The organism is Kineococcus lubricus, assembly GCF_050871965.1.
Taxonomy (GTDB): domain Bacteria; phylum Actinomycetota; class Actinomycetes; order Actinomycetales; family Kineococcaceae; genus Kineococcus.
In genome coordinates this window covers 1-21344 of sequence record NZ_JBJLSK010000007.1, presented here as the reverse complement: position 1 = coordinate 21344, position 21344 = coordinate 1, and the positions used below count along the sequence as shown (strand labels likewise).

Sequence of the window (21344 nt, the reverse complement as noted above, 5' to 3'; positions counted from 1 at the left end):
GGAGCACCTGGGACAGTGGTGCGGTGACGAGCAGGCAGCAGTTGAGCGCCGAACTCGGCAGCGGCATCGCGGCGCTCGTCGTGACGGCCGTCGAGGTCGGTCACGGCGAGCTGGAGGCCCGGCGGCAGGTGGCGGGTTTCCTGCGCGGGTTGCGGCTGGACCCCGGCGCCGTCCTGCACGCGGCCGTGGCCGGCGTCCCGGGGCTGGCCCCGGCCGAGACGGTCGACCCCGGCGAAGGGCCCGGGGTGGCCGACCAGCTCCTGGCCGCCCTCGAGGCGCGGGAGTGGCTCGAACGCATGGCGTCCGACGTCTCGGCGGGCCGGGTCCTGTGGCCGCCGCACTGACCGGCGCGCGTCCCGCCCCGCGGTGAACCGGACGCCGGCGCGGGGCGGGCCCGCGGCGACGCGCCGTCGAGGAGGACGGTGAGCGTCGGGAACTGCCCCGCCTCGCGGTGACCCCGACGTGCGGACCGGCTCCGGACGTGGGTTGCTGGAGCCGGTGATCGGGGGAGTCCTGTCGGGGGAACCCGGTCGACCGGGCGGATTGCCCACTCGCCGGGGTTCCGGGTAGGCAGTCCTCACTCCCGAGGGGCTCGGACGACCACGGCGTGTCGAAGGCGCGGTGGGTTGAGTGGACACGGGTGATCCCCTAGCGTCAGCCTCCGCACCGCCGAGCAGGACCCGTCAGGACCACCGCCGGAACGAGGACGTCGATGTCAGTGCAGTCGCCCACCGAGAACCACCCGCCCCGCGACCCCGCCCACCCCACCCGCCGGGCCTTCACGGTCGCCGCCGTCGCGAGCGCGGGCCTGGCGACGCTGTCCGCCTGCGCGCAGAGCGAACGCGACCCCGAGGGCGGCGGGGAGAGCTCCGGCAGCGGGCGGGACACGTTCGTCTTCGGCGGCTCGGCCGACCCCGACTCCCTGGACCCGGTGTTCGCCTCCGACGGCGAGACGTTCCGCGTCACCCGGCAGATCTTCGAGGGGCTCGTCTCCACGAAACCCGGCACCACCGAGCTCGCGCCGTCGCTGGCCACGAAGTGGGAGACGTCCGAGGACGGCCTCAGCTACACGTTCACGCTCCAGGAGGGCGTGACGTTCTCCAACGGGAAACCGATCGACGCCGCGGCCGTCGTCGCGAACTTCGAGCGCTGGTACAACCTGCGGGGCCTGGCCCAGGGCGAGGACCTGGCGTACTACTACCGCTCGATCTTCCGCGGGTTCAAGACCAACGACGACCCCGCCCTGGGGACGTCCCTGTACGCGGGGTCGACGGCCAACCCCGACGGCACCGTCACCGTCAACCTCACCGCCCCCTTCGCGGGGTTCCTCGCCTCCCTGACGCTGCCCGCGTTCTCGATGCAGGAGACCGGGGCCGTGGAGGCCGCCGGCGGCAACGGCGTCGACGGCGCCGACCCGCGCCAGAGCGAGTACGCGACGTCGGGCCCGGTCGGCACCGGCCCGTTCACCTTCGCCAGCTGGGAACGCGGTCAGCAGGTCACCCTCAAGCGCAACGACGACTACTGGGGCGAGAAGGCCAAGGTCGCCACCGCCGTCGTCCGCGTCATCGGCGACGGCACCGCCCGCCGGCAGGCGCTGCAGAACGGCGACATCGACGGGTACGACCTCGTCGCCCCGGCCGACGTGCAGACGCTGGAGTCGGCGGACTTCCAGGTGCAGAACCGGCCCGCGTTCAACATCCTCTACCTCGGCATCAACCAGGCGTACCCGCCGCTGGGGGACCTGAAGGTCCGGCAGGCCATCGCGCACGCCATCGACAAGGACGCCGTCATCAAGAACGCCCTGCCGGAGGGGACGAAGGCGGCGACGCAGTTCACGCCGGACAACGTCATCGGCTGGAACGAGGGCGTCACCACCTACGAGTACGACGTGGCCAAGGCCAAGCAGCTGCTCGCCGAGGCCGGGCAGGCGAACCTGACGATCCCCTTCAACTACCCCACGGGCGTCTCGCGGCCCTACATGCCCAACCCCGAGACGATCTACTCGGCCATCAACCAGCAGCTGACCGCGGCGGGCATCACCACCACGCCCGTCGCCGAGCAGTGGACCCCGAACTACCTGGGGACCGTGCAGGGCGGGACGAACCACGGGATCCACCTGCTGGGCTGGACCGGCGACTACAACGACCCGGACAACTTCATCGGCGTGTTCTTCGGGGCCGCCACCAACGAGTGGGGTTTCTCCGACGCCGGGTTGTTCGAGGCGCTGGCCTCGGCCCGCACCGTGACCACCGAGGCCGAGCAGGAGAGCGCCTACCAGGACATCAACGAGCAGATCATGACGCTGCTGCCGGGGATCCCGATCGCCAGCCCCGTCCCGTCGCTGGCGTTCGCGCCCGGCGTCGAGGGGTACGTCGCCAGCCCCGTGCAGGACGAGGTGTGGAACACCGTCACGGTCGCCGACGCCTGATGGTCCTCGCGCGCAGCGGGGAGGCGGCGTGCTGACGCTCGTCGTGCGCCGCCTCGGCCTGCTCGTGATCGTCCTGTTCGGGTTGTCGGTGCTGCTGTTCGCCTGGGTGCGTGCGCTGCCCGGCGACCCGGCGCGGGCGCTGCTGGGGGAGAAGGCCACCCCGGCGGGCATCGCGGCGGTCACCGAGCGGTACGGGTTCGACCAGCCCGTGTGGCAGCAGTACGCGACGTACGTGGGCCGGCTCCTGCACGGCGACCTCGGGGCGTCCATCAACACCGGCGAACCCGTCGTGCAGACGTTCACCGAACGGTTCCCGGCGACCGTCGAGCTGGCCGTAGCCGCCCTGGTCCTGGCCGTCGTCGTGGGGATCCCGCTGGGGTACCTCGCGGCCCGCCGCCGCGGCGGGTGGCTCGACCACCTCGTCGTCGGCGGCTCGCTGCTCGGCGTCGTCGTGCCCGTGTTCTTCCTCGCGGTCGTGCTGAAGTACCTGCTGGCCATCCAGCTGGGCTGGTTCCCCACCTCGGGGCGCCAGGACGCGCGGATCGACGCGACGCACGTCACGAACTTCTACGTCCTCGACGGGCTGCTGACCCGGGAGTGGGACGCCAGCTGGGACGCCCTGGTCCACCTGGTCCTGCCCGCGCTGGCCCTGGGGTCGATCCCGCTGGCCATCATCGTCCGCATCACCCGCGCCTCGGTCCTGGACGTCCTGGGCGACGACCACGTCCGCACCGCGCAGGCCAAGGGGCTCTCGCGCGGCGTCGTCAGCCGCCGCCACGTCCTGCGCAACGCCCTGCTCCCGGTCTCCACGACCCTGGGCCTGCAGGCCGGCGCGCTGCTGTCGGGGGCGGTGCTCACCGAGACGGTGTTCTCCATCAACGGCATCGGCAGCTACCTGTTCGACGCCGTCACGCAACTGGACTACCCCGTGCTGCAGGGCTTCATCCTGTTCATCGCCGTCGTGTACGCGCTGGTGAACCTCGCGGTGGACGTCAGCTACGGGTTCATCGATCCGAGGGTGAGGGTCTCGTGAGCGCCCCCGTGGTGGAACCGACGGTCGCCGAGGCGACCGGGGCCGACGGCGTCGGCCCCTGGCACGCGGCCTGGCGGCGGTTGCGCCGCAACCCCGCCGGGATCGTCGGCGCCGTGATCGTGCTGGCGTTCGTCGTCGTCGCGGCCGCCGCGCCGCTGCTGGCGCCGCACCGGCCCGCCAGCGCGGAGTGGTTCGCGCAGGTGACCCCGACGACCGTGCCCGGCCCCAGCGCCGGGCACCCCCTGGGGCTGGACTCCTTCGGGTCCGACCTGCTGACCCAGCTGTTGTACGGGGCGCGCTCATCCCTGGTCATCGGCGTCGTCTCGACCGCCGTGGGCCTGGCCGCCGGCTCCGTCCTGGGCATCCTGGCCGGGGGGCTGGGCGGCAAGGTCGACACGGTCCTCATGCGCGTCGTCGACGTCCTGCTGTCCATCCCCGCGCTGCTGCTGGCGGTGTCCGTCGCGGCGCTGCTGGGCCGCAGCTCCCTGTCGGTGATGCTCGCCATCTCCGCCGCCCAGGTCCCGATCTTCGCCCGGCTGCTGCGGGCCTCGCTGCTGGCCCAGCGCGGGCAGGACTACGTCGTGGCGCTGCGCTCGCTGGGCCTGCGACGGCGCCGGATCGTCGTGGGGCACATGCTGCCGAACTCCCTGGGGCCGGTCCTGGTGCAAGCGACGCTGACGCTGGCCACGGCCGTCATCGAGGTCGCCGCGCTCAGCTTCCTGGGGCTGGGCGACCCCAACCCCGCCGTCGCGGAGTGGGGTCGCATGCTCGTCACCGCGCAGGCGCGGCTGGACCAGGCGCCGATGCTGGCGATCTACCCCGGCCTGGCCATCGCCGTCACCGCGCTGGGGTTCACCCTGCTCGGCGAGGCGCTGCGCGAGGCCCTGGACCCCCGGAGCGGACGGTGAGCCTGCTGCAGGTCGAGGACCTGCGCGTCACCTTCACCCGCAAGGGGTCCCCGCCCACCACGGCCGTCGACGGGGTGTCGTTCGACGTCGCCGCCGGTGAGGTCGTGGGCCTGGTGGGGGAGTCCGGCTGCGGCAAGTCCGTCACCTCGCTGGCCGTCATGGGGCTGCTGCCCGCGCGCGGCACCCGCGTCAGCGGGTCGGTGCGCTTCGACGGCGACGAGCTGCTCACCGCCTCCCCGCAGCGGATGGCGGCCCGGCGGGGCAAGGACCTCGCGATGGTCTTCCAGGACCCCATGACGTCGCTGAACCCCGTCCTGACCCTGGGCCGGCAGCTCACCGAGGTACTGCGCGCCCACACCGACCTCAGCCGCGCCGCGGCCGCTCGCGAGGCCGTCGAGCTGCTGGGCCGCGTCGGCATCCCCGACCCGCGCCGCCGGGTCGGGGAGTACCCCCACCAGCTCTCCGGCGGGATGCGCCAGCGCGTCCTCATCGCCATCGCCCTGGCCTGCTCGCCGCGCCTGATCATCGCCGACGAGCCGACCACCGCCCTGGACGTGACCATCCAGGCGCAGGTCCTGGACCTGCTCACCGGCCTGGTCCGGGAGTCGGGGACGGCGATGGTGCTCATCACCCACGACCTCGGCGTGGTCGCCGGGACCTGCGACCGCGTCAACGTCCTGTACGCCGGCCGCGTCGTGGAGCAGGCCTCGCGGGGGGAGCTGTTCGCCGCCCCCCGCCACCGCTACACCACGGGCCTGCTCGCCGCCGTCCCGCGCGTCGACGCACCGGAGGGCACTGCGCTGCGACCGGTCCCCGGATCCGTCCGGGACCTGCTGCCGTGGGCGCAGGGCTGCGCGTTCGCCCCCCGCTGCGCGTTCGCCGACGCCGCCTGCCGCTCGGGGGAGATCGCCCTCGGGGCCGGCGCGCACCCCGTCCGCTGCGTCCACCCCGCCGACCCCGCCGACCCCGCCGACCTGGAGGTCCCCCGGTGACCGAGGCCCTGCTGTCCGTGCGCGACCTGCAGGTCCACTACCCGATCCGCTCGGGCCTGCTGCAGCGCACCGTCGGGACCGTCAAGGCCGTCGACGGCGTCTCCTTCGACGTCGAGCGGGGCACCACCTTCGGGCTCGTGGGGGAGTCCGGGTGCGGCAAGTCGACCCTGGGCCGGGCCGTGCTGCGGCTGTCCGAACCCACCGGCGGCCAGGTGCACCTGGACGGCCGCGACGTCCTGGCCCTGGGACCGGAGGAGCTGCGGCGCGAGCGCCGGCGCATGCAGATGGTCTTCCAGGACCCGCTGGCCAGCCTCGACCCGCGCCAGAGCGTCGAGAGCGCGCTCGTGGAGCCCCTCGCGGTGCACGCGGTCCCCGGCGGGCCCACCGCGTGGCGCTCGCGGGTGCGGGGGCTGCTGGACCGGGTGGGCCTGCCCGCGGGCGCGGGCCGCAAGTACCCCCACGAGTTCTCCGGCGGCCAGCGCCAGCGCGTCGGGATCGCCCGCGCCCTCGTGCTGGACCCCGACCTGCTGGTGGCCGACGAACCCGTCTCCGCGCTCGACGTCTCGGTGCAGGCGCAGGTCCTGGTGCTGCTGGAGGAGCTGCAGCGCGACCTGGGCCTGACCTACCTGGTCATCGCGCACGACCTCGCCGTCGTCCGCCACGTCTCCACGACCGTGGGGGTCATGTACCTGGGGGGCCTGGTCGAGCAGGGGCCCAGCGCCGCGGTGTACGCCCGGCCGCTGCACCCCTACACGCGGGCGCTGCTGTCCGCGGCGCCGGTGCCCGACCCCGTCGCCGAGGCCACCCGCGAGCGCATCCTGCTCACCGGGGACCTGCCCAGCCCGGCCGACCCGCCGTCGGGCTGCCGCTTCCGCACCCGCTGCCCCTGGGTGCAGCCCACGCGCTGCCACGACGAGCGCCCGCAGCTGCGGGTCGTGGCGGGGCACCCGGCGGGCCAGCAGGTGGCCTGCCACTGGGCCGAGGAGGTCGAGAGCGGGGCGCTCGCACCGCGCGGGGCCTCCGGCGCGGTGGCCTGACCGTCCGCGCCCACCCCCGCCGTTGCCGCCCCCTGACCAGGGTGGATAGGTTCACCGGGACCCGCCGCCCCCCGAGCACGACGACCCGAGGTGATGAAGTGGCCCTGCCTCCCCTGACCGCCGAACAGCGCGCCGCCGCACTGGAGAAGGCGGCTGCGGCGCGCCGCGAGCGGGCCGAGGTCAAGCACCGCCTGAAGTACACCGGCGGCAGCCTGGAGGAGGTCATCAAGGAGGGCCAGGAGAACGAGGTCCTCGGCAAGATGAAGGTCTCCGCGCTGCTGGAGTCCCTGCCCAACGTCGGCAAGGTCCGCGCCAAGCAGATCATGGAGGAGATCGGCATCTCGGAGTCGCGCCGCGTGCGCGGCCTGGGGGCCCACCAGATCGCCGCGCTCGTGGACCGCTTCGGCACCCCCGCCGGGAGCGAGTCCTGAACGTCACGCCCGCCCGCCTCACCGTCCTGGCCGGACCCACCGCGGTCGGCAAGGGCACCGTCTCGGCCGACCTGCGCGCCCGCTACCCCGAGATCTGGATCTCCGTCTCCTGCACCACCCGCGCCCAGCGCCCGGGCGAGGTCGACGGGGTGCACTACCACTTCGTCTCCGAGGACGTCTTCGACCGGTACGTGCGCGACGGCGAGCTGCTGGAGTGGGCCCGCGTCCACGGCCGGCACCGCTACGGCACCCCCCGCGGGCCGGTCGAGCAGGTCCTGGCCTCGGGCCGGCCGGCCCTGCTGGAGATCGACCTGGCCGGGGCCCGGCAGGTGCGCGAGGCCACCCGGGCCGCCGGCGTCGACGCCGGGTTCGTCTTCCTGGCCCCCCCGAGCTGGGAGGAGCTGGTGCGCCGCCTCGTCGGTCGCGGCACCGAGACCGAGGAGGAGCGCGAGCGCCGGCTGGCGACCGCCCGCGTCGAGCTGGCGGCCGAGCCGGAGTTCGACGTGACCATCTACAACGACGACGTGCAGCGCGCGACCGACGAGCTCGTAAGATGGATGGGTCTGCCGGTCAGCTGACCTGCGTCTTTCGACACCGAGGAGATTCATCGTGGCTGGAACCGTCGCGGCGCCCGAGGGCATCACCAACCCGCCCATCGACGACCTGCTGACGGTCGCCGACTCCAAGTACGCCCTGGTGATCTACGCGGCCAAGCGCGCGCGCCAGATCAACGCGTACTACTCCCAGCTGGGCGAGGGCCTGCTGGAGTACGTCGGTCCGCTCGTCGAGACCCACGTGCAGGAGAAGTCGCTGTCCGTGGCGATGCGCGAGATCAACGAGGGTCTGCTGACCTCCGAGCCCATCGAGCAGTGAGCACGCCTCCTGCCCGGGGCCCCCGGGTGGTCCTGGGGGTCGCGGGCGGGATCGCCGCCTACAAGGCGGCGACGCTGCTGCGCGAGCTGACCGAGTCCGGGCACGACGTCACGGTCGTGCCCACCGCCTCCTCCGAGCACTTCGTCGGGCGCGCCACCTGGGAGGCCCTGTCCGGCAAGCCCGTGGCCACCGACGTCTGGACCGGCGCCGACGCCGTCCCGCACGTGCGGCTGGGCCGGCACGCCGACCTCGTCGTCGTCGCCCCCGCCACCGCCGACCTGCTGGCCCGCGCCGCCCACGGCCTGGCCGACGACCTGCTCACCAACGTCCTGCTCACGGCGACCTGCCCGGTGCTGCTGGCCCCGGCCATGCACACCGAGATGTGGCTCAACCCCGCCGTGCAGGCCAACGTCGCCCTGCTGCGCTCGCGCGGGGTCACCGTGCTCGAACCCGCCTCCGGGCGCCTGACCGGCGCCGACACCGGCCCCGGGCGGCTGCCCGAACCCGCCGACATCGCCGCCGCCTGCCGCCGCCTGCTCGGCTCGGGCGCGCGCGGGCAGGACCTCGCCGGCCGCCGGGTCGTCGTCTCGGCCGGCGGCACCCGCGAGCCCCTGGACCCCGTCCGGTTCCTCGGCAACCGCTCCTCCGGGCGCCAGGGCGTCGCGGTCGCCGCCGCCGCCGTCGCCCGCGGGGCGCGGGTGACGCTCGTGACCGCCCACGTGGAGGTCCCCGCCCCGGCGGCGGTGGACGTCGTGCCGGTGCGGACCGCCGCGCAGCTCGCCGAGGCCGTGACCCGCGCCGCCGCCGGCGCCGACGTCGTCGTCATGGCCGCCGCCGTCGCCGACTTCCGGCCCGCCGCGCGCGCCGAGGCCAAGATCAAGAAGTCCGAGGACCCCGCCCGCGACCCCGTCGTCGTGCTCGAGCGCACCCCCGACGTCCTGGCCGGGCTGGTGCGCGCCCGCTCCGGGCCCTCCCCGGTGATCGTCGGCTTCGCCGCCGAGACCGGCGACGAGACCGGCTCGGTGCTCGAGCACGGCCGCGCGAAGCTGGCGCGCAAGGGCTGCGACCTGCTGGTGCTCAACGAGGTCGGGGAGACCAAGGGGTTCGCCACCGCCACCAACGCGGTGACGCTGCTGGGCCGGGACGGCACCGAGCGCGAGGTCCCCGAGTCCAGCAAGGACGTGGTGGCCGACGCGGTCTGGGACGCCGTGGTGCCTATGCTTCCCCCGAGCCCCGCTGGTGCTGCCGCCGAACCGTCGAAGTCTGGAGCCTGAGTGACCACCCCGTTGCGACTGTTCACCTCCGAGTCGGTCACCGAGGGGCACCCGGACAAGATCTGCGACCAGATCTCCGACGGGATCCTCGACGCGCTGCTCGCCCAGGACCCCCGCAGCCGCGTCGCCGTCGAGACGATGGTCACGACCGGCCTGGTCCACGTCGCCGGCGAGGTGACCACCGAGGCCTACGCCGACATCCCGACCATCGTGCGGCGCACGCTGCTCGACATCGGCTACGACTCCTCCGCCAAGGGGTTCGACGGCCGCACCTGCGGCGTCGAGGTCTCCATCGGCTCGCAGTCCCCGGACATCGCCCAGGGCGTCGACGCGGCCTACGAGAACCGCGTCGACGGCGGCGCCGACCCGCTGGACCTGCAGGGCGCCGGTGACCAGGGCCTGATGTTCGGCTACGCGTGCGACGAGACGCCCGAGCTCATGCCGCTGCCGATCCACCTGGCCCACCAGCTGTCCCAGCGGCTGTCGGAGGTCCGCAAGAAGGGCGAGGTCCCCTACCTGCGCCCCGACGGCAAGACCCAGGTCACCATCGGCTACGCGGGCGACCGGGCCGTCCGGCTCGACACCGTGGTGCTGTCCACGCAGCACGAACCCGACGTCGACCTCGTCAAGACGCTGACCCCGGACGTGCGCCGGCACGTCATCGAGCCGGTCCTGGAGGGCCTGGACCTCGACACCTCCGACATCCGGCTGCTGGTGAACCCCACGGGCCGCTTCGAGATCGGCGGCCCGATGGGCGACGCCGGCCTGACCGGCCGCAAGATCATCGTCGACACCTACGGCGGGATGTCCCGGCACGGCGGCGGCGCCTTCTCCGGCAAGGACCCCTCGAAGGTGGACCGCTCGGCCGCCTACGCGATGCGCTGGGTCGCCAAGAACGTCGTGGCCGCCGGGCTCGCCTCCCGCTGCGAGGTCCAGGTCGCCTACGCCATCGGCAAGGCCCAGCCCGTGGGCCTGTACGTCGAGACCTTCGGCACCGAGAAGGTCGCCCGCGGCCGCATCGAGGCCGCGATCCGCGACGTCTTCGACCTGCGCCCGGCGGCGATCGTGCGCGACCTCGACCTGCTGCAGCCGATCTACGCGCCCACCGCGGCCTACGGTCACTTCGGCCGGGAACTGCCCGGGTTCACCTGGGAGCGCACCGACCGGGTCGACGCGTTGCGCGCCGCGACCGGGTCCTGAACGCCGCGGAGCAGCCCCAGCCCGAGCTCGCCGGGCTGGGGTTGCCCACCCCGCCGAAGAAGCCGGCGCGCCGGAAGAAGGCGCCGGAGGACGTCACCACCACCGATCCGGTCGCCCGGGTGCTGGTCAGCTCCCAGCTGCCGCACCTGGACCGGCCCTTCGACTACCTCGTCCCGGCCTCGATGGAGCACACCGCCGAACCGGGCCGCCTCGTGCGCGTCCCCTTCGCCGGGACCGACGCCGAGGGCTACGTCCTGGAACGGCTCGCCACCAGCGACCACACCGGCCGCCTGGCCCGGCTGCGGCGGGTCGTGTCCGGGCTGCCCGTCCTGACGCCCTCCACCCTGGAGCTGTGCCGGCTCGTGGCCGCCGAGTACGGCGGGACGCTGTCCGACGTCGTGCGCCTCGCCGTCCCCGGCCGGCACGCCGCGGCCGAGGAGTCCGTGCTGCGGGCCGACCCCGTCGTCCACGAGCCGGTCGACCTCGGCGCGGACCTGCACGGCTGGGAACGGCACAGCGCCGGGCCGGCCTTCCTCGGGCACGTGCGCGAGGGGTCCTCCCCGCGGGCCGTGGCGACCTTCGCCCCCGGCAGCGACCCCTCCGCCCTGCTGGCGCTCGCCGCCCGCGCCGCCCTGGCCTCCGGCCGCACGGCGCTGCTCGTCGTGCCCGACCACCGCGACCTGGACCGGCTCTCGGCCGCCCTGGACCGGCTGGTCCCGGCCGGGCACGTCCGGCTCGAGGCCGACGTCGGGCCCGCCGCCCGGTACCGCGCCTTCCTGCAGGCCCTCACCGGCCGGGCCCGCGTGGTCGCCGGGACCCGCGCGGCCGTCTTCGCCCCGCTGCCGAACCTGGGGCTGATCGCCGTCCTGGAGGACGGCGACGACTCCCACGCCGACCAGCGCGCCCCGTACCCGCACGTGCGCGAGGTCGCCGTGCTGCGCGCCGAGCAGACCGGGGCGGCGGCGCTGTTCGCGGGCTGGACCCGCACGGCCGAGACGCAGCTGCTGCTGGAGTCGGGCTGGGCCCGGCCCGTCCTGGCGACCCGCGACGTCGTGCGCGCGAGCGCGCCGCGCATCGCGATCGCCGGCACGTCCGGGCCCGACGCCCAGGACCCGCTGGCCGCCGCGGCGCGGCTGCCCAGCGACGGCTGGCGGGTGCTGCGCCAGGCCCTCGGGCAGGGCCCGGTCCTCGTGCAGGTCCCGCGCACCGGGTACGTGCCCACGCTGGCGTGCCAGACGTGCCGCGAACCGGCCCGCTGCCCCTCCTGCCACGGGCCGCTGGCCGTCCCCGACGCCGGGGAGCGCGCCACTTGCCGCTGGTGCGGGCGGCCCGCGACCGACTGGACCTGCCCGACGTGCCACGACACCCGGCTGCGGGCGGTGGTCACCGGCGCGCGCCGCACGGCCGAGGAGCTCGGCCGCGCCTTCCCCGGCGTCGACGTCCGCACCTCCGGGGGCTCGCACGTGCTGGACGCCGTCGGGTCCGGCCCGGCCCTGGTCATCGCCACCCCCGGCGCCGAACCCGTCGCCGAGTCCGGGTACGCCGCGGCGCTGCTGCTGGACGGGTGGGCGCTGCTGGCCCGCCCGGACCTGCGCGCGGCCGAGGAGGCGTTCCGCCGCTGGAGCGCCGCGGCGGCGCTGGTGCGGCCCGCCGGCGCCGGGGGAGCGGTGTTCCTCGTCGCCGACCCGCAGGCCGCCCCCGCCCAGGCCCTGGTCCGCTGGGACCCCGCCGGGTTCGCCGAGCGCGAGCTCGCCCAGCGCCGCGAGCTGGACCTGCCCCCCGCGGCCCGCTTCGCCGGGCTCATCGGCGTGGCCGCCGACGTGGAGGAGTTCGTGGCCGCGCTGCCGCCGCTGCCCGGCGTGCGGGTCCTGGGGCCGCTGCCGGTGCCCGACCAGCCGGGTCGGGCCCCGATGGTCCGCAGCGTCGTGCGGGTGCCGCGCACCGCCTCGGCCGAGCTGGCGCGCGCGGTGAAGACCGTCACCGCCGGGCGCAGCGTGCGCAAGCTGCCGCTGGTCCGGGTCCGCGTCGACCCCCTCCAGATCGGCTGACGCCCGCCCCGGGGCCGGGCTCAGGACTCCCGGGCCGGCCGGGGGACGGGCCGGAACTCGCGGGTGTCCCACGGGGCGAGGGACGGGGTGACGCGCGCCGGCACCACGCGGGCCGGGGTGGGCTGCGCCGCGGACGCCGCCCGCAGCGCGCGCTCGCGGGCCCGCCGGCCGGCGACCTCGAGCAGGGTCGCCACCACCGCGACGAGCATGAGGATCCAGCCGACGACCTCCACGTCGACCACGTCGAGGTCGACGTGGACGGCGAAGGCCAGCACGGCGCCGACGGTGAAGAGGAGGCGGTGGTTCGCGAGGTGCACGGGCCGACCCTGCGCCGTCCCGCCCCGCCGGCGGGACCGGGTTCACCCGGGCGCCCGAGCCGGGTCCCCCGGGCAGGCCAGAGGCGGCACGGTGCGCGAGCGGTCGTCACGGACGGTGCGCCGCGCTCGGCGGGCAGCGCTCGCCCGGTGGATCGCCGCGACCGGACCGCGAGCGGCCGGACGTAGGATCGAGGGCGCACACCGCCCACCACCAGCAGGGAGAACCGTGGCGATCCAGCCGATCCGACTCTTCGGGGACCCCGTGCTGCGCCAGCGCGCCGCAGAGGTCACGACCTTCGACAAGGAGCTGCGCCAGCTCGTCAAGGACCTCGAGGACACGATGCTCGCCGCGCCCGGCGCCGGTCTGGCCGCCCCCCAGCTCGGGGTCTCGCTGCGCGTGTTCACCTACCACGCCGACGGTGAGCTCGGGCACCTCGTCAACCCCGTCCTGGACCTGTCCGAGGAGTGCCAGGACGGCGACGAGGGCTGCCTGTCGTTCCCCGGCATCGTCGCCGATACCCGCCGGTCCCTGCACGTCGTGGCCAAGGGGTTCGACATGCACGGCGAACCGGTCACCATCAGCGGGTCGGAGTTCAAGGCGCGCGCCATCCAGCACGAGACCGACCACCTCGACGGCGTGCTGTTCATCGACCGGCTCGACAAGGCCCAGCGCAAGCTCGCGCTCAAGGCCGTCCGCGAGGCGGAGTGGCTCGGTCTGGACACCCCGCAGGTCAAGGTCTCCCCGCACGCCACGTTCGGTCAGGCGAGGTAGTGCGCCTCGTCGTCGCCGGCACCCCCGACGTCGCCGTCGCCTCGCTGGACGCCCTGCTGGCCAGCCGGCACGAGGTCGTCGCCGTCCTGACCCGCCCCGACGCCGCCGCCGGCCGGGGCCGCAGGAGCACCGCCTCGCCCGTCGCGCAGCGCGCCCGGGAGGTCGGGCTGCCGGTCCTGCAGCCGGCCCGGCCGCGCGGGGAGGACTTCCTCGCCGACCTGCGGGCGCTGGCCCCCGACGCCTGCCCCGTCGTGGCCTACGGCGCGCTGGTGCCGCGCGAGGCCCTGGACGTCCCGCGCTTCGGCTGGCTCAACCTGCACTTCTCGCTGCTGCCCGCCTGGCGCGGTGCCGCACCCGTGCAGCGGGCCGTCATGAACGGCGACGACGTCACCGGCGCGTGCGTCTTCGAGCTGGAGGAGGGCCTGGACACCGGGCCCGTCTACGCCCGCCTCACCGAGCCGGTCGGCCCCACCGACACCTCCGGCGACCTGCTCGCCCGGCTGGCCGTCTCCGGGGCCGGCCTGCTGGTCTCCGTCCTGGACGCCCTGGAGGACGGCACGGCGACGAAGACCGCCCAGCCCGCCGAGGGGGTCAGCCTGGCGCCGAAGATCTCCGTCGAGGAGGCCCGGGTCGACTGGGCCGCCGGCGCCCGGGAGGTCGACCGGCGGGTGCGGGGCTGCACGCCCGACCCCGGGGCGTGGACGACGTTCCGCGGCGAGCGGTTCAAGCTCGGCCCGCTGACCCCCACCGGGGAGGACCTGCCCCCGGGCCGGGTCGCGGTGGAGAAGAAGCGCGTGCTGGTCGGGACCGGCGCCGGGTCGGTCGAGCTCGGCCGGGTGCAGCCCGCGGGGAAGAAGGCGATGGGCGCGACCGACTGGGCGCGCGGGACCCGGCCGGAGCCGGGAGAGGAGTTCGTGTGACCGGACGGTCCATCCCCGGGCAGAGCACTGCGCGGCGCGGGGTGAAGCAGGACCGCTTCACCCGCGTCGACGAGTCCCGCAAGGTCGCCTACGAGGTGCTGCGCGCGGTGTCCGCCGAGGACGCCTACGCCAACCTCGTGCTGCCGAAGCTGTTGCGCGCCAAGCGGTTGAACGGCCGTGACGCCGCGTTCGCGACGGAACTGGCCTACGGCGTCCTGCGCGGGCGCGGCACCTACGACGCGCTGCTGGCCACCCTCGTCGACCGGCCGCTGGCCGACCTCGACGCCGGCGTCGCCGACGTCCTGCGGATGGGGCTGCACCAGCTCCTGGCGATGCGGGTGCCCGACCACGCGGCCGTCGCGACCAGCGTGGCGCTGGCCCGCAACGTCCTCGGCGGCGGGCCGTCGGGGCTGGTCAACGCCGTCCTGCGCAAGGCGTCCGGCCGCGACCTCGACACCTGGGTCGCCGAGGTGGCGCCGGGGGAGGGCGACGACGACCTCGCCGTCCGGTTCTCGCACCCGCAGTGGGTGATCCGCAGCCTGCGCGAGGCCCTGCGCGCCCACGGGCACGACCCCGCCGAGCTGCCCGAGCTGCTGCGCGCCGACAACACCCCCGCGCACGTCGCGCTCACCGCGCTGCCCGGGCTCGGCTCCGTCGACGACCTCGTCGGCCGCGACGCCGGCCTCGAGATCGGCACCGGGCGCTGGGCGCCGACCGCGGCCCACGTCGTGCACGGCGACCCGGGCAAGCTCGCCGCCGTCCGCGAGGGCCGGGTCCGCGTCCAGGACGAGGGCTCGCAGGTCGTGGCGCTGCTGCTGGCCGCCGCCGACGTCGAGGGCCGCGACGAGCGCTGGCTGGACCTGTGCGCCGGCCCCGGCGGCAAGGCCGCCCTGCTGGCCGCCACCGGCGCCGCGCGCGGGGCGCGGCTGACGGCCGTGGAGGTGGCCGCCCACCGCGCCGAGCTGGTCCGGCAGTCCCTGGCCGCCGTCCCCGGCGACGCCGACGTCCGCGTCGGCGACGGCCGCGAGGTCGGGGCGGCCGAGCCCGCGGCCTACGACCGCGTCCTGGTCGACGCGCCGTGCACCGGCCTGGGCGCGCTGCGCCGCCGCCCCGAGGCGCGCTGGCGGCGGACCCCGGCCGACCTGGGGGGCCTGGCCCCGCTGCAGCGCGAGCTGCTCGGCTCGGCCCTGACGGCCGTGCGCCCCGGCGGCGTCGTCGCCTACGCCACCTGCTCCCCGGTCCTGTCCGAGACCCGCCTCGTCGTGGACGACGCCGTGAAGGCCGCCGCCCGGGCCGGGGTCGGCGTCGAGCGCCTCGACACCCCGGTGGTCCTGGAACGGGTCGTGCCGGGGATGCCGGCCGCAGCCGCCGGGACGGCCGTGCAGCTGTGGCCGCACACCCACGGGACCGACGCGATGCACGTGGCGCTGCTGCGCCGCACCAGCTGACCCGCCCGCGCGGGGTCACCGGCGCCCGGGGCGCCGGTGACACCGCGACCGGCGCGTGAGAGGTTCACCTGCGTGAACTCCGCTGAGAAGGCCGCACGTCTGCGGCAGCTGCACGCCGACCCCGAGCTGCTCGTCCTCGTCAACGTCTGGGACGCCGTGTCGGCGACCGTCGTGGCCGGCGAGCCGCAGACGAAGGCGCTGGCGACCGCCGGGCACTCCATCGCCTCCACCTTCGGCTACGGCGACGGCGAGCAGGTCCCGCTCGACCTGGCCCTGTCGCTGGTCGAGCGCATCGTCGTCGCCGCCGGGGACCTGCCCGTCAGCGCCGACCTCGACGGCGGCTTCGGCGACGCCGGCGAGACGGTGCGCAAGGCCATCGGCGTCGGCGTCGTGGGCGCCAACGTCGAGGACCAGCTCCGGCCGCTGGCCGAGTCCGTGGCCCGCGTCGAGGCGGTCGTCGCCGCCGGGGAGGCCGAGGGCGTCCCCTTCGTCCTGAACGCCCGGACCGACGCGTTCGTGCGCGGGGGCGACCGTCCCCGCGAGGTGGTCCTGGCCGACGCGGTCGAGCGGGGGACGGCCTACCTGGCCGCCGGGGCGACCAGCGTGTTCGTGCCCGGTCCCCTCGACGAGGACGCCGTGCAGCAGCTCGTGGCCGCCTTCGGCCCGCAGAAGCTGTCCGTCATCGGGATCCCCGGGGTCCCGGCGCAGAGCCGGCTCGCCGAGCTCGGCGTCGCGCGCATCACCTACGGCCCGCTCACCCAGCGCGTCGCCCTGACCGCGCTGCAGGACGCCGCCCGCGGGATCTACGCCGGCGGGGGCGTCCCGGAGGGCACCCGGCCGCTGAACTGACGCCCGTTCGCGTGGACCTTCGGCCCTGATCGGGCCGGAGCGGCCCGCCGGGCCCGGCCGGTGGGCGAGGATACGGCCCGTGACCTGGATCGAGGACCTCGCCCGCCGCGCCGACGCCGAACTGCCGGACTACGTGTCCGCGTACTACCACTCCTCCGCCGGCGACGGCTCCTGCGACCGCGAGGGCATCGCGGACTGGAACGCCTACCGCATGCGCCCCACCGTGCTGCGCGACGCCTCGGCCCAGGACCTCACCACCGAGGTGCTCGGCACCCCCGTCGCCGCGCCCGTGCTCGTGGCGCCCATGGCCCAGCAGGTCGGCGCGCGCCCCGAGGGGGAGGTGCTCACCGCGCAGGGCGCGGCCAAGGCGGGCACCCTGCTCGGCGTCTCCACCAACACCGGCGCCCGCTTCGAGGACATCGCGGCCCAGGGCGCCCCCTGGTGGTACCAGGTGTACGTGGCCCGCGACCGGGAGGCGACCCGGCTGCTCGTCGAGCGGGCCGCCGCGGCCGGGGCCCGGGCGCTGATCCTGACGGTGGACACCACCCCGCTGGGCCGGGAGGTCCCGGCGATCGACCCGCGCAACTGGCCCGCCGGGCCCCGCAAGAACCGCACCGCCAACCTCACCGCCGCCGAGCTGGAGCGCTTCGGCACCGACACCGACATGGCGCTGGACCTGACGCCGGACACCATCGGCTGGCTCGCGGAGGTCTCCGGCCTGCCCGTGCTGTGCAAGGGCGTCCTGACCGCCCGCGACGCGCGCCGCTGCGTCGACGCCGGCGCCGAGGGGATCATCGTCTCCACCCACGGCGGCCGCCGGCTCGGCAACTCCGTGACGTCGGCGTTCGCGCTGCCGGAGATCGTCGCCGAGGTCGGCGGGGAGGCCGAGGTGCACGTCGACTCCGGCATCCGCGGCGGGGCCCAGGCCGCGGTGGCGCTCGCGCTGGGGGCCAGGGCCGTCCACGTGGGCCGGCCCGTGATGTGGGGGCTGGCCGCCGACGGCGCCGAGGGGGTCGCGGCCGTCCTGGACACCTACCAGGCCGAGCTCACCACGACCCTGCGGCAGATGGGCCTGGGGTCGGTGCAGGACCTGCGCCCGGCCGACGTCGTCGCCCGCCGCTGAGCCTCCTGAGCTCTCAGTCCCCGCTCAGGCCCCGGTCGACCAGGGCCAGCAGCCGGGCCGCGATCTCCGGGACGTCGTCCAGGGAACCCTGCGCGACGTCCCGGGTCAGCGCCAGGCCCGCGCGCGGGGACGTCGCGCCCACCCCGGTCCCGTTGAGGTGCAGCATCGCCAGCGCCGCCAGCAGGGCCGTGCGCTCGTTGCCGTCGACGAGGGGGCGCGTGCGCACGATGGAGTGCAGCAGCGCCGCGGCCTTGCGCGGCAGGTCCGGGTAGGCGTCGGCGCCGAGGACCTGCAGCTGCGGCCGCTGGACCGCCAGCGCCAGCAGCCCGGCGTCCCGGACGTCGTAGGGGCCGTCGGGGAAGATCCGGGTGAACCGGACGACGTCGCCGACCGTCAGGTAGCGGGTCGGGAGGATCACGCGCCCTGGGCCGTGACGTCCTCGACGGCGGGCCAGTCCTCCACGAGGGAGTCGAACAGGTCGCGGTTCTCCGCGTAGATCGCGCGCGCGATGTCCTGCACGTCGGCGCGGTCAGCCTCGTCGGCCTTCTCCAGCAGCCCCTCGAACAACCGCTGCCGGGAGACCCCCGGGTTCCGCGACTGCAGCCGCTCCAGCATCGAGCGGTGCTCGGGGTCCAGGCGGAGGGTGAACGCGGAGACGGGAGGCATGACGTCACCGTACACCAGTGGTTCGCCGTGACGTCAGAGCCGGACGGGGCGGTACTGTCGCCGCGTGCCGCAGCCTCGTGAACCCCGCGTCAACCCCAGCATCCTGTCCGCCGACTTCGCCAACCTCCAGGCCGAGCTCGCCCGCATCGCCACCGCCGACGCCGCCCACGTCGACGTCATGGACGGGCACTTCGTCCCCAACCTCACCCTCGGGCTGCCCGTCGTCGAGGCCCTGCAGAAGGTCTCCCCGGTGCCGCTCGACTGCCACCTCATGATCGAGGACCCCGACCGCTGGGCCCCGGCGTACGCCGAGGCCGGGGCCGCCGGCGTCACCTTCCACGCCGAGGCCGCCGCCGCCCCCGTCAAGCTGGCCCGCGAGATCCGCGCCGCCGGGGGCCGCGCCGGGATCGCGCTGCGGCCCGCCACCCCCGTCGAGCCCTACGTCGACCTGCTCGCCGAGTTCGACATGGTCCTCGTCATGACCGTCGAACCCGGCTTCGGCGGCCAGAGCTTCCTCGACGTCACCCTCCCCAAGATCCGCCGCACCCGCGCCGCCATCGGCGACCTCGACATCCGCCTGCAGGTCGACGGCGGCGTCTCGGTCGACACCGTCGAACGCGCCGCCGCCGCCGGCGCCGACGTCTTCGTCGCCGGGTCCGCCGTCTACGGGGCGCAGGACGCCGCCGCGGCCATCGAGGAGCTGCGGACCCTGGCGACCCGCGCCTGCGGCCACTGACCCGCTCACCCGCCCGGACCCCCGGGGTCCGGGACGGGAACCGCGCGGCGGTGGCCCGCGTGGCACACTGACCGGCACAGCAAGACCGCACGACACGCGTGCTCCGGGGTCGGTGGAAATCCGAACCGGCGGTGACAGTCCGCGAGCCCCCACCTCGGTGGGTGGTTGATCCGGTGGAACTCCGGGGCCGACGGTGAGAGTCCGGATGGGAGGCAGCGCGCGGCGTCGTCGTCGTGCGCCGTCGTCGTCCCCTCGGGGGCCCGGCGGCTCCCGTCGTCGACGCCCGGGTCGACGGTCCCGCCGTGGTGCACCCACCTGCGCGTGGGCGACCCGCCGGGCCACCGCCGACGCCTCCCCGCACGCCTCCCCGGAGCCCGCTGACCCAGCGTCGGCACCGTTCGAGGAGGCAGTTCGTGTTCACCGGGATCGTCGAGGAGATCGGCGAGATCGTCGCCGTGGAGCCGGGGGCGGAGTCGGCCCGCCTGACCGTGCGGGGGCCCGTCGTCGTCTCCGACGCCGTGCACGGGGCCTCCATCGCCGTCGACGGGGTCTGCCTGACCGTCGTCGACCAGCCCGAACCCGGCACCTTCACCGTCGACGTCATGCAGGAGTCGCTGCGGCGCAGCTCGCTGCGCGACGTCGCCGTCGGACGCCGGGTCAACCTCGAACGCGCGCTGCCCGCCGGCGGTCGCCTCGGCGGGCACATCGTCCAGGGGCACGTCGACGGCACCGGCACGCTGCTGAGCCGGACACCGGGGGAGGCCTGGGAGGTGGTCCGGTTCGCCGTCCCCGCCGACCTGGCCCGCTACGTCGTGGAGAAGGGCTCCATCACGATCGACGGGACCTCCCTGACCGTCTCGGCCGTCAGCGCCCCCGCCGACCCCGAGCCCTGGCTGGAGGTCTCGCTCATCCCCACCACCCTGGAACTGACCGTCCTGGGCACCAAGCAGCCCGGCGCCACGGTGAACCTGGAGGTGGACGTCCTGGCCAAGTACGTCGAACGGCTCCACGCGTTCGCCGTCCCGGCGGCCCCCACCGGGCAGGGGGTGCGCCCGTGAGCGTCGCCACCGCCCACGCCGTCGAGGCGGCGCTCGCGGCCCTGCGGGCCGGGCGGCCCGTCCTGGTCACCGACGCCGCCGACCGCGAGAACGAGGGCGACGCGGTCCTGGCCGCCGAGCTGGCCGGCCCCGAGTGGATCGGCTGGACCGTGCGCCACACCTCCGGGATGCTCTGCGCCCCCATGCCCGCCGACCGCGCCGACGCCCTCGAGCTGCCGCGGATGGTCGAGCGCAACGAGGACACCCTGCGCACCGACTACACCGTCAGCTGCGACGCCGCCACGGGCGTGACGACCGGCATCTCCGCCGCCGACCGCGCCCGCACCGCCCGCGTCCTGGCCGACCCGGCCTCCGCGCCCGCCGACCTGGTCCGCCCGGGCCACGTCTTCCCGCTGCGCGCCCGGCCCGGCGGCGTCCTGGAACGCCCCGGCCACACCGAGGCCGCCGTCGACCTGTGCCGCCTCGCCGGGCTGGCCCCCGTCGCGATCATCGCCGAGCTCGTCGAGGACGACGGATCGATGTCACGCTGGGACCAGGTCGTCGCCCTGGGGGAGCGGTACGACCTGCCCGTGCTGACGATCGAGGACCTGCGGGCGCACCTGTCCGCACCGGCTGGAGGAGGTAACGCGTGAGCGGGGACGGAAGCCCGGAGATCAGCGTCGACGGCACGGGGCTGCGCGTCGCGGTCGTCGCGGCGCGCTGGCACGCCGAGGTCATGGACGGCCTGCTCGAGGGGGCCCGGCGCGCGCTGGCCGCCTCCGGGGTCACCGACGTCGTCGAGGTGCGCGTCCCGGGGGCGTTCGAGCTGCCGGTGGCCGCCGCGCGGCTGGCCGCCGCCGGCTTCGACGCCGTCGTGACGCTCGGCGTCGTCATCCGCGGCGGCACCCCGCACTTCGAGTACGTGTGCGACGCCGCGACCTCGGGCCTGACGCAGGTCGCCGTCAGCACCGGCGTCCCGATCGGGTTCGGGGTGCTGACCGTCGACAACGAGGCGCAGGCGCTGCACCGCGCCGGGCTGCGCGGCTCGCGCGAGGACAAGGGCGCCGAGGCGGTGCTGGCCGCGCTGGAGACCGTCGTGGCGCTGCGCGACGTCGCGCCCCGGCGCGGCTGAGGGCGGGGGAGGCGGGGGGGGGGGGGGGGGGGGGGGGGGGGGGGGGGGGGGGGGGGGGGGGGGGGGGGGGGGGGGGGGGGGGGGGGGGGGGGGGGGGGGGGGGGGGGGGGGGGGGGGGGG

The 21344-nt window shown here is 75.7% G+C and carries 23 protein-coding genes, 1 pseudogene and 1 riboswitch; of the genes and pseudogenes, 21 read left to right on the top strand and 3 right to left on the bottom strand.

The window, feature by feature from the left end:
* Positions 1-23: 23 nt before the first annotated feature.
* The 12 genes from ACRYRX_RS06760 to ACRYRX_RS06705 all read left to right on the top strand — a co-directional run bounded on the left by ACRYRX_RS06760 (position 24) and on the right by ACRYRX_RS06705 (position 12224).
* Positions 24-344: a hypothetical protein gene (locus tag ACRYRX_RS06760; protein ID WP_432511074.1), complete on the top strand. Its 321-nt coding sequence runs from the start codon at positions 24-26 to the stop codon at positions 342-344.
* Positions 345-712: 368 nt separating this feature from the next.
* Complete coding sequence (locus tag ACRYRX_RS06755; protein ID WP_432511073.1) at positions 713-2428, top strand: ABC transporter substrate-binding protein; 1716 nt, start codon at positions 713-715, stop codon at positions 2426-2428.
* Positions 2429-2456: 28 nt separating this feature from the next.
* On the top strand, positions 2457-3461 hold the full coding sequence (locus ACRYRX_RS06750; RefSeq protein WP_432511072.1) for an ABC transporter permease: 1005 nt from the start codon (positions 2457-2459) through the stop codon (positions 3459-3461).
* Entirely contained in the window at positions 3458-4369 is a 912-nt protein-coding gene (locus ACRYRX_RS06745) for an ABC transporter permease (protein ID WP_432511071.1), read from the top strand. Before ACRYRX_RS06750 ends, ACRYRX_RS06745 begins: the two co-directional genes overlap by 4 nt.
* Entirely contained in the window at positions 4366-5361 is a 996-nt protein-coding gene (locus ACRYRX_RS06740; protein ID WP_432511070.1) for an ABC transporter ATP-binding protein, read from the top strand. Before ACRYRX_RS06745 ends, ACRYRX_RS06740 begins: the two co-directional genes overlap by 4 nt.
* Positions 5358-6398: an ABC transporter ATP-binding protein gene (locus ACRYRX_RS06735; protein ID WP_432511069.1), complete on the top strand. Its 1041-nt coding sequence runs from the start codon at positions 5358-5360 to the stop codon at positions 6396-6398. The genes ACRYRX_RS06740 and ACRYRX_RS06735 overlap by 4 nt, the downstream gene beginning before the upstream one ends.
* A 98-nt stretch (positions 6399-6496) precedes the next feature.
* Positions 6497-6829, top strand: a complete 333-nt coding sequence (mihF, locus tag ACRYRX_RS06730; protein ID WP_432511068.1) for an integration host factor, actinobacterial type — start codon at positions 6497-6499, stop codon at positions 6827-6829.
* Complete coding sequence (gmk, locus tag ACRYRX_RS06725; protein WP_432511223.1) at positions 6826-7407, top strand: guanylate kinase; 582 nt, start codon at positions 6826-6828, stop codon at positions 7405-7407. The genes mihF and gmk overlap by 4 nt, the downstream gene beginning before the upstream one ends.
* Positions 7408-7438: 31 nt before the next feature.
* Positions 7439-7702, top strand: coding sequence for a DNA-directed RNA polymerase subunit omega (rpoZ, locus tag ACRYRX_RS06720; RefSeq protein WP_106206095.1), 264 nt, complete (start codon positions 7439-7441; stop codon positions 7700-7702).
* On the top strand, positions 7699-8976 hold the full coding sequence (coaBC, locus tag ACRYRX_RS06715) for a bifunctional phosphopantothenoylcysteine decarboxylase/phosphopantothenate--cysteine ligase CoaBC (RefSeq protein ID WP_432511067.1): 1278 nt from the start codon (positions 7699-7701) through the stop codon (positions 8974-8976). Before rpoZ ends, coaBC begins: the two co-directional genes overlap by 4 nt.
* Positions 8977-10176, top strand: a complete 1200-nt coding sequence (gene metK, locus ACRYRX_RS06710; protein ID WP_432511066.1) for a methionine adenosyltransferase — start codon at positions 8977-8979, stop codon at positions 10174-10176.
* Positions 10177-10217: 41 nt separating this feature from the next.
* Complete coding sequence (locus tag ACRYRX_RS06705; RefSeq protein WP_432511065.1) at positions 10218-12224, top strand: primosomal protein N'; 2007 nt, start codon at positions 10218-10220, stop codon at positions 12222-12224.
* A gap of 20 nt (positions 12225-12244) precedes the next feature.
* On the opposite strand, the gene ACRYRX_RS06700 is transcribed toward ACRYRX_RS06705, so the two are convergent.
* Positions 12245-12541, bottom strand: a complete 297-nt coding sequence (locus tag ACRYRX_RS06700; RefSeq protein WP_432511064.1) for a DUF6458 family protein — start codon at positions 12539-12541, stop codon at positions 12245-12247.
* Between the two features lie 226 nt (positions 12542-12767).
* On the opposite strand from ACRYRX_RS06700, the gene def reads away from it, so the two are divergent.
* The 5 genes from def (at position 12768) to ACRYRX_RS06675 (ending at position 17653) form a co-directional block, all read left to right on the top strand.
* Complete coding sequence (def, locus tag ACRYRX_RS06695) at positions 12768-13313, top strand: peptide deformylase (protein ID WP_432511063.1); 546 nt, start codon at positions 12768-12770, stop codon at positions 13311-13313.
* Positions 13313-14233, top strand: a complete 921-nt coding sequence (gene fmt / locus ACRYRX_RS06690) for a methionyl-tRNA formyltransferase (RefSeq protein ID WP_432511062.1) — start codon at positions 13313-13315, stop codon at positions 14231-14233. Before def ends, fmt begins: the two co-directional genes overlap by 1 nt.
* Positions 14230-15681 carry an RsmB/NOP family class I SAM-dependent RNA methyltransferase gene (locus tag ACRYRX_RS06685; protein WP_432511061.1) on the top strand — a complete coding sequence of 484 codons (1452 nt, stop codon included), beginning with the start codon at positions 14230-14232 and terminating at the stop codon, positions 15679-15681. The genes fmt and ACRYRX_RS06685 overlap by 4 nt, the downstream gene beginning before the upstream one ends.
* A gap of 72 nt (positions 15682-15753) precedes the next feature.
* On the top strand, positions 15754-16530 hold the full coding sequence (locus ACRYRX_RS06680) for an isocitrate lyase/PEP mutase family protein (protein ID WP_432511060.1): 777 nt from the start codon (positions 15754-15756) through the stop codon (positions 16528-16530).
* A gap of 79 nt (positions 16531-16609) precedes the next feature.
* A complete protein-coding gene (locus ACRYRX_RS06675) occupies positions 16610-17653 on the top strand; it encodes an alpha-hydroxy acid oxidase (protein ID WP_432511059.1) in 1044 nt (347 codons plus the stop codon).
* A gap of 13 nt (positions 17654-17666) precedes the next feature.
* On the opposite strand, the gene ACRYRX_RS06670 is transcribed toward ACRYRX_RS06675, so the two are convergent.
* Positions 17667-18071, bottom strand: a complete 405-nt coding sequence (locus ACRYRX_RS06670) for a type II toxin-antitoxin system death-on-curing family toxin (protein WP_432511058.1) — start codon at positions 18069-18071, stop codon at positions 17667-17669.
* A complete protein-coding gene (locus ACRYRX_RS06665; RefSeq protein WP_432511057.1) occupies positions 18068-18319 on the bottom strand; it encodes a hypothetical protein in 252 nt (83 codons plus the stop codon). The genes ACRYRX_RS06670 and ACRYRX_RS06665 overlap by 4 nt, the downstream gene beginning before the upstream one ends.
* Positions 18320-18383: 64 nt before the next feature.
* Here ACRYRX_RS06665 and rpe point away from each other — a divergent pair, with 64 nt between their 5' ends.
* From rpe to ribH, 4 genes and pseudogenes are all read left to right on the top strand, one after another.
* Positions 18384-19055: a ribulose-phosphate 3-epimerase gene (gene rpe / locus ACRYRX_RS06660; RefSeq protein ID WP_432511056.1), complete on the top strand. Its 672-nt coding sequence runs from the start codon at positions 18384-18386 to the stop codon at positions 19053-19055.
* Between the two features lie 94 nt (positions 19056-19149).
* Positions 19150-19276, top strand: a riboswitch (FMN riboswitch).
* Between the two features lie 192 nt (positions 19277-19468).
* On the top strand, positions 19469-20113 hold the full coding sequence (locus ACRYRX_RS06655; protein WP_432511055.1) for a riboflavin synthase: 645 nt from the start codon (positions 19469-19471) through the stop codon (positions 20111-20113).
* A pseudogene (gene ribB, locus ACRYRX_RS06650) lies at positions 20110-20712 on the top strand (3,4-dihydroxy-2-butanone-4-phosphate synthase); the annotation flags it as partial. The gene ACRYRX_RS06655 and the pseudogene ribB, both read left to right, overlap by 4 nt.
* Before the next feature lie 29 nt (positions 20713-20741).
* Positions 20742-21224 (top strand): 6,7-dimethyl-8-ribityllumazine synthase, encoded by a 483-nt coding sequence (ribH, locus tag ACRYRX_RS06645; protein WP_432511054.1) that lies wholly within the window; start codon positions 20742-20744, stop codon positions 21222-21224.
* The last annotated feature ends 120 nt before the right edge of the window (positions 21225-21344 follow it).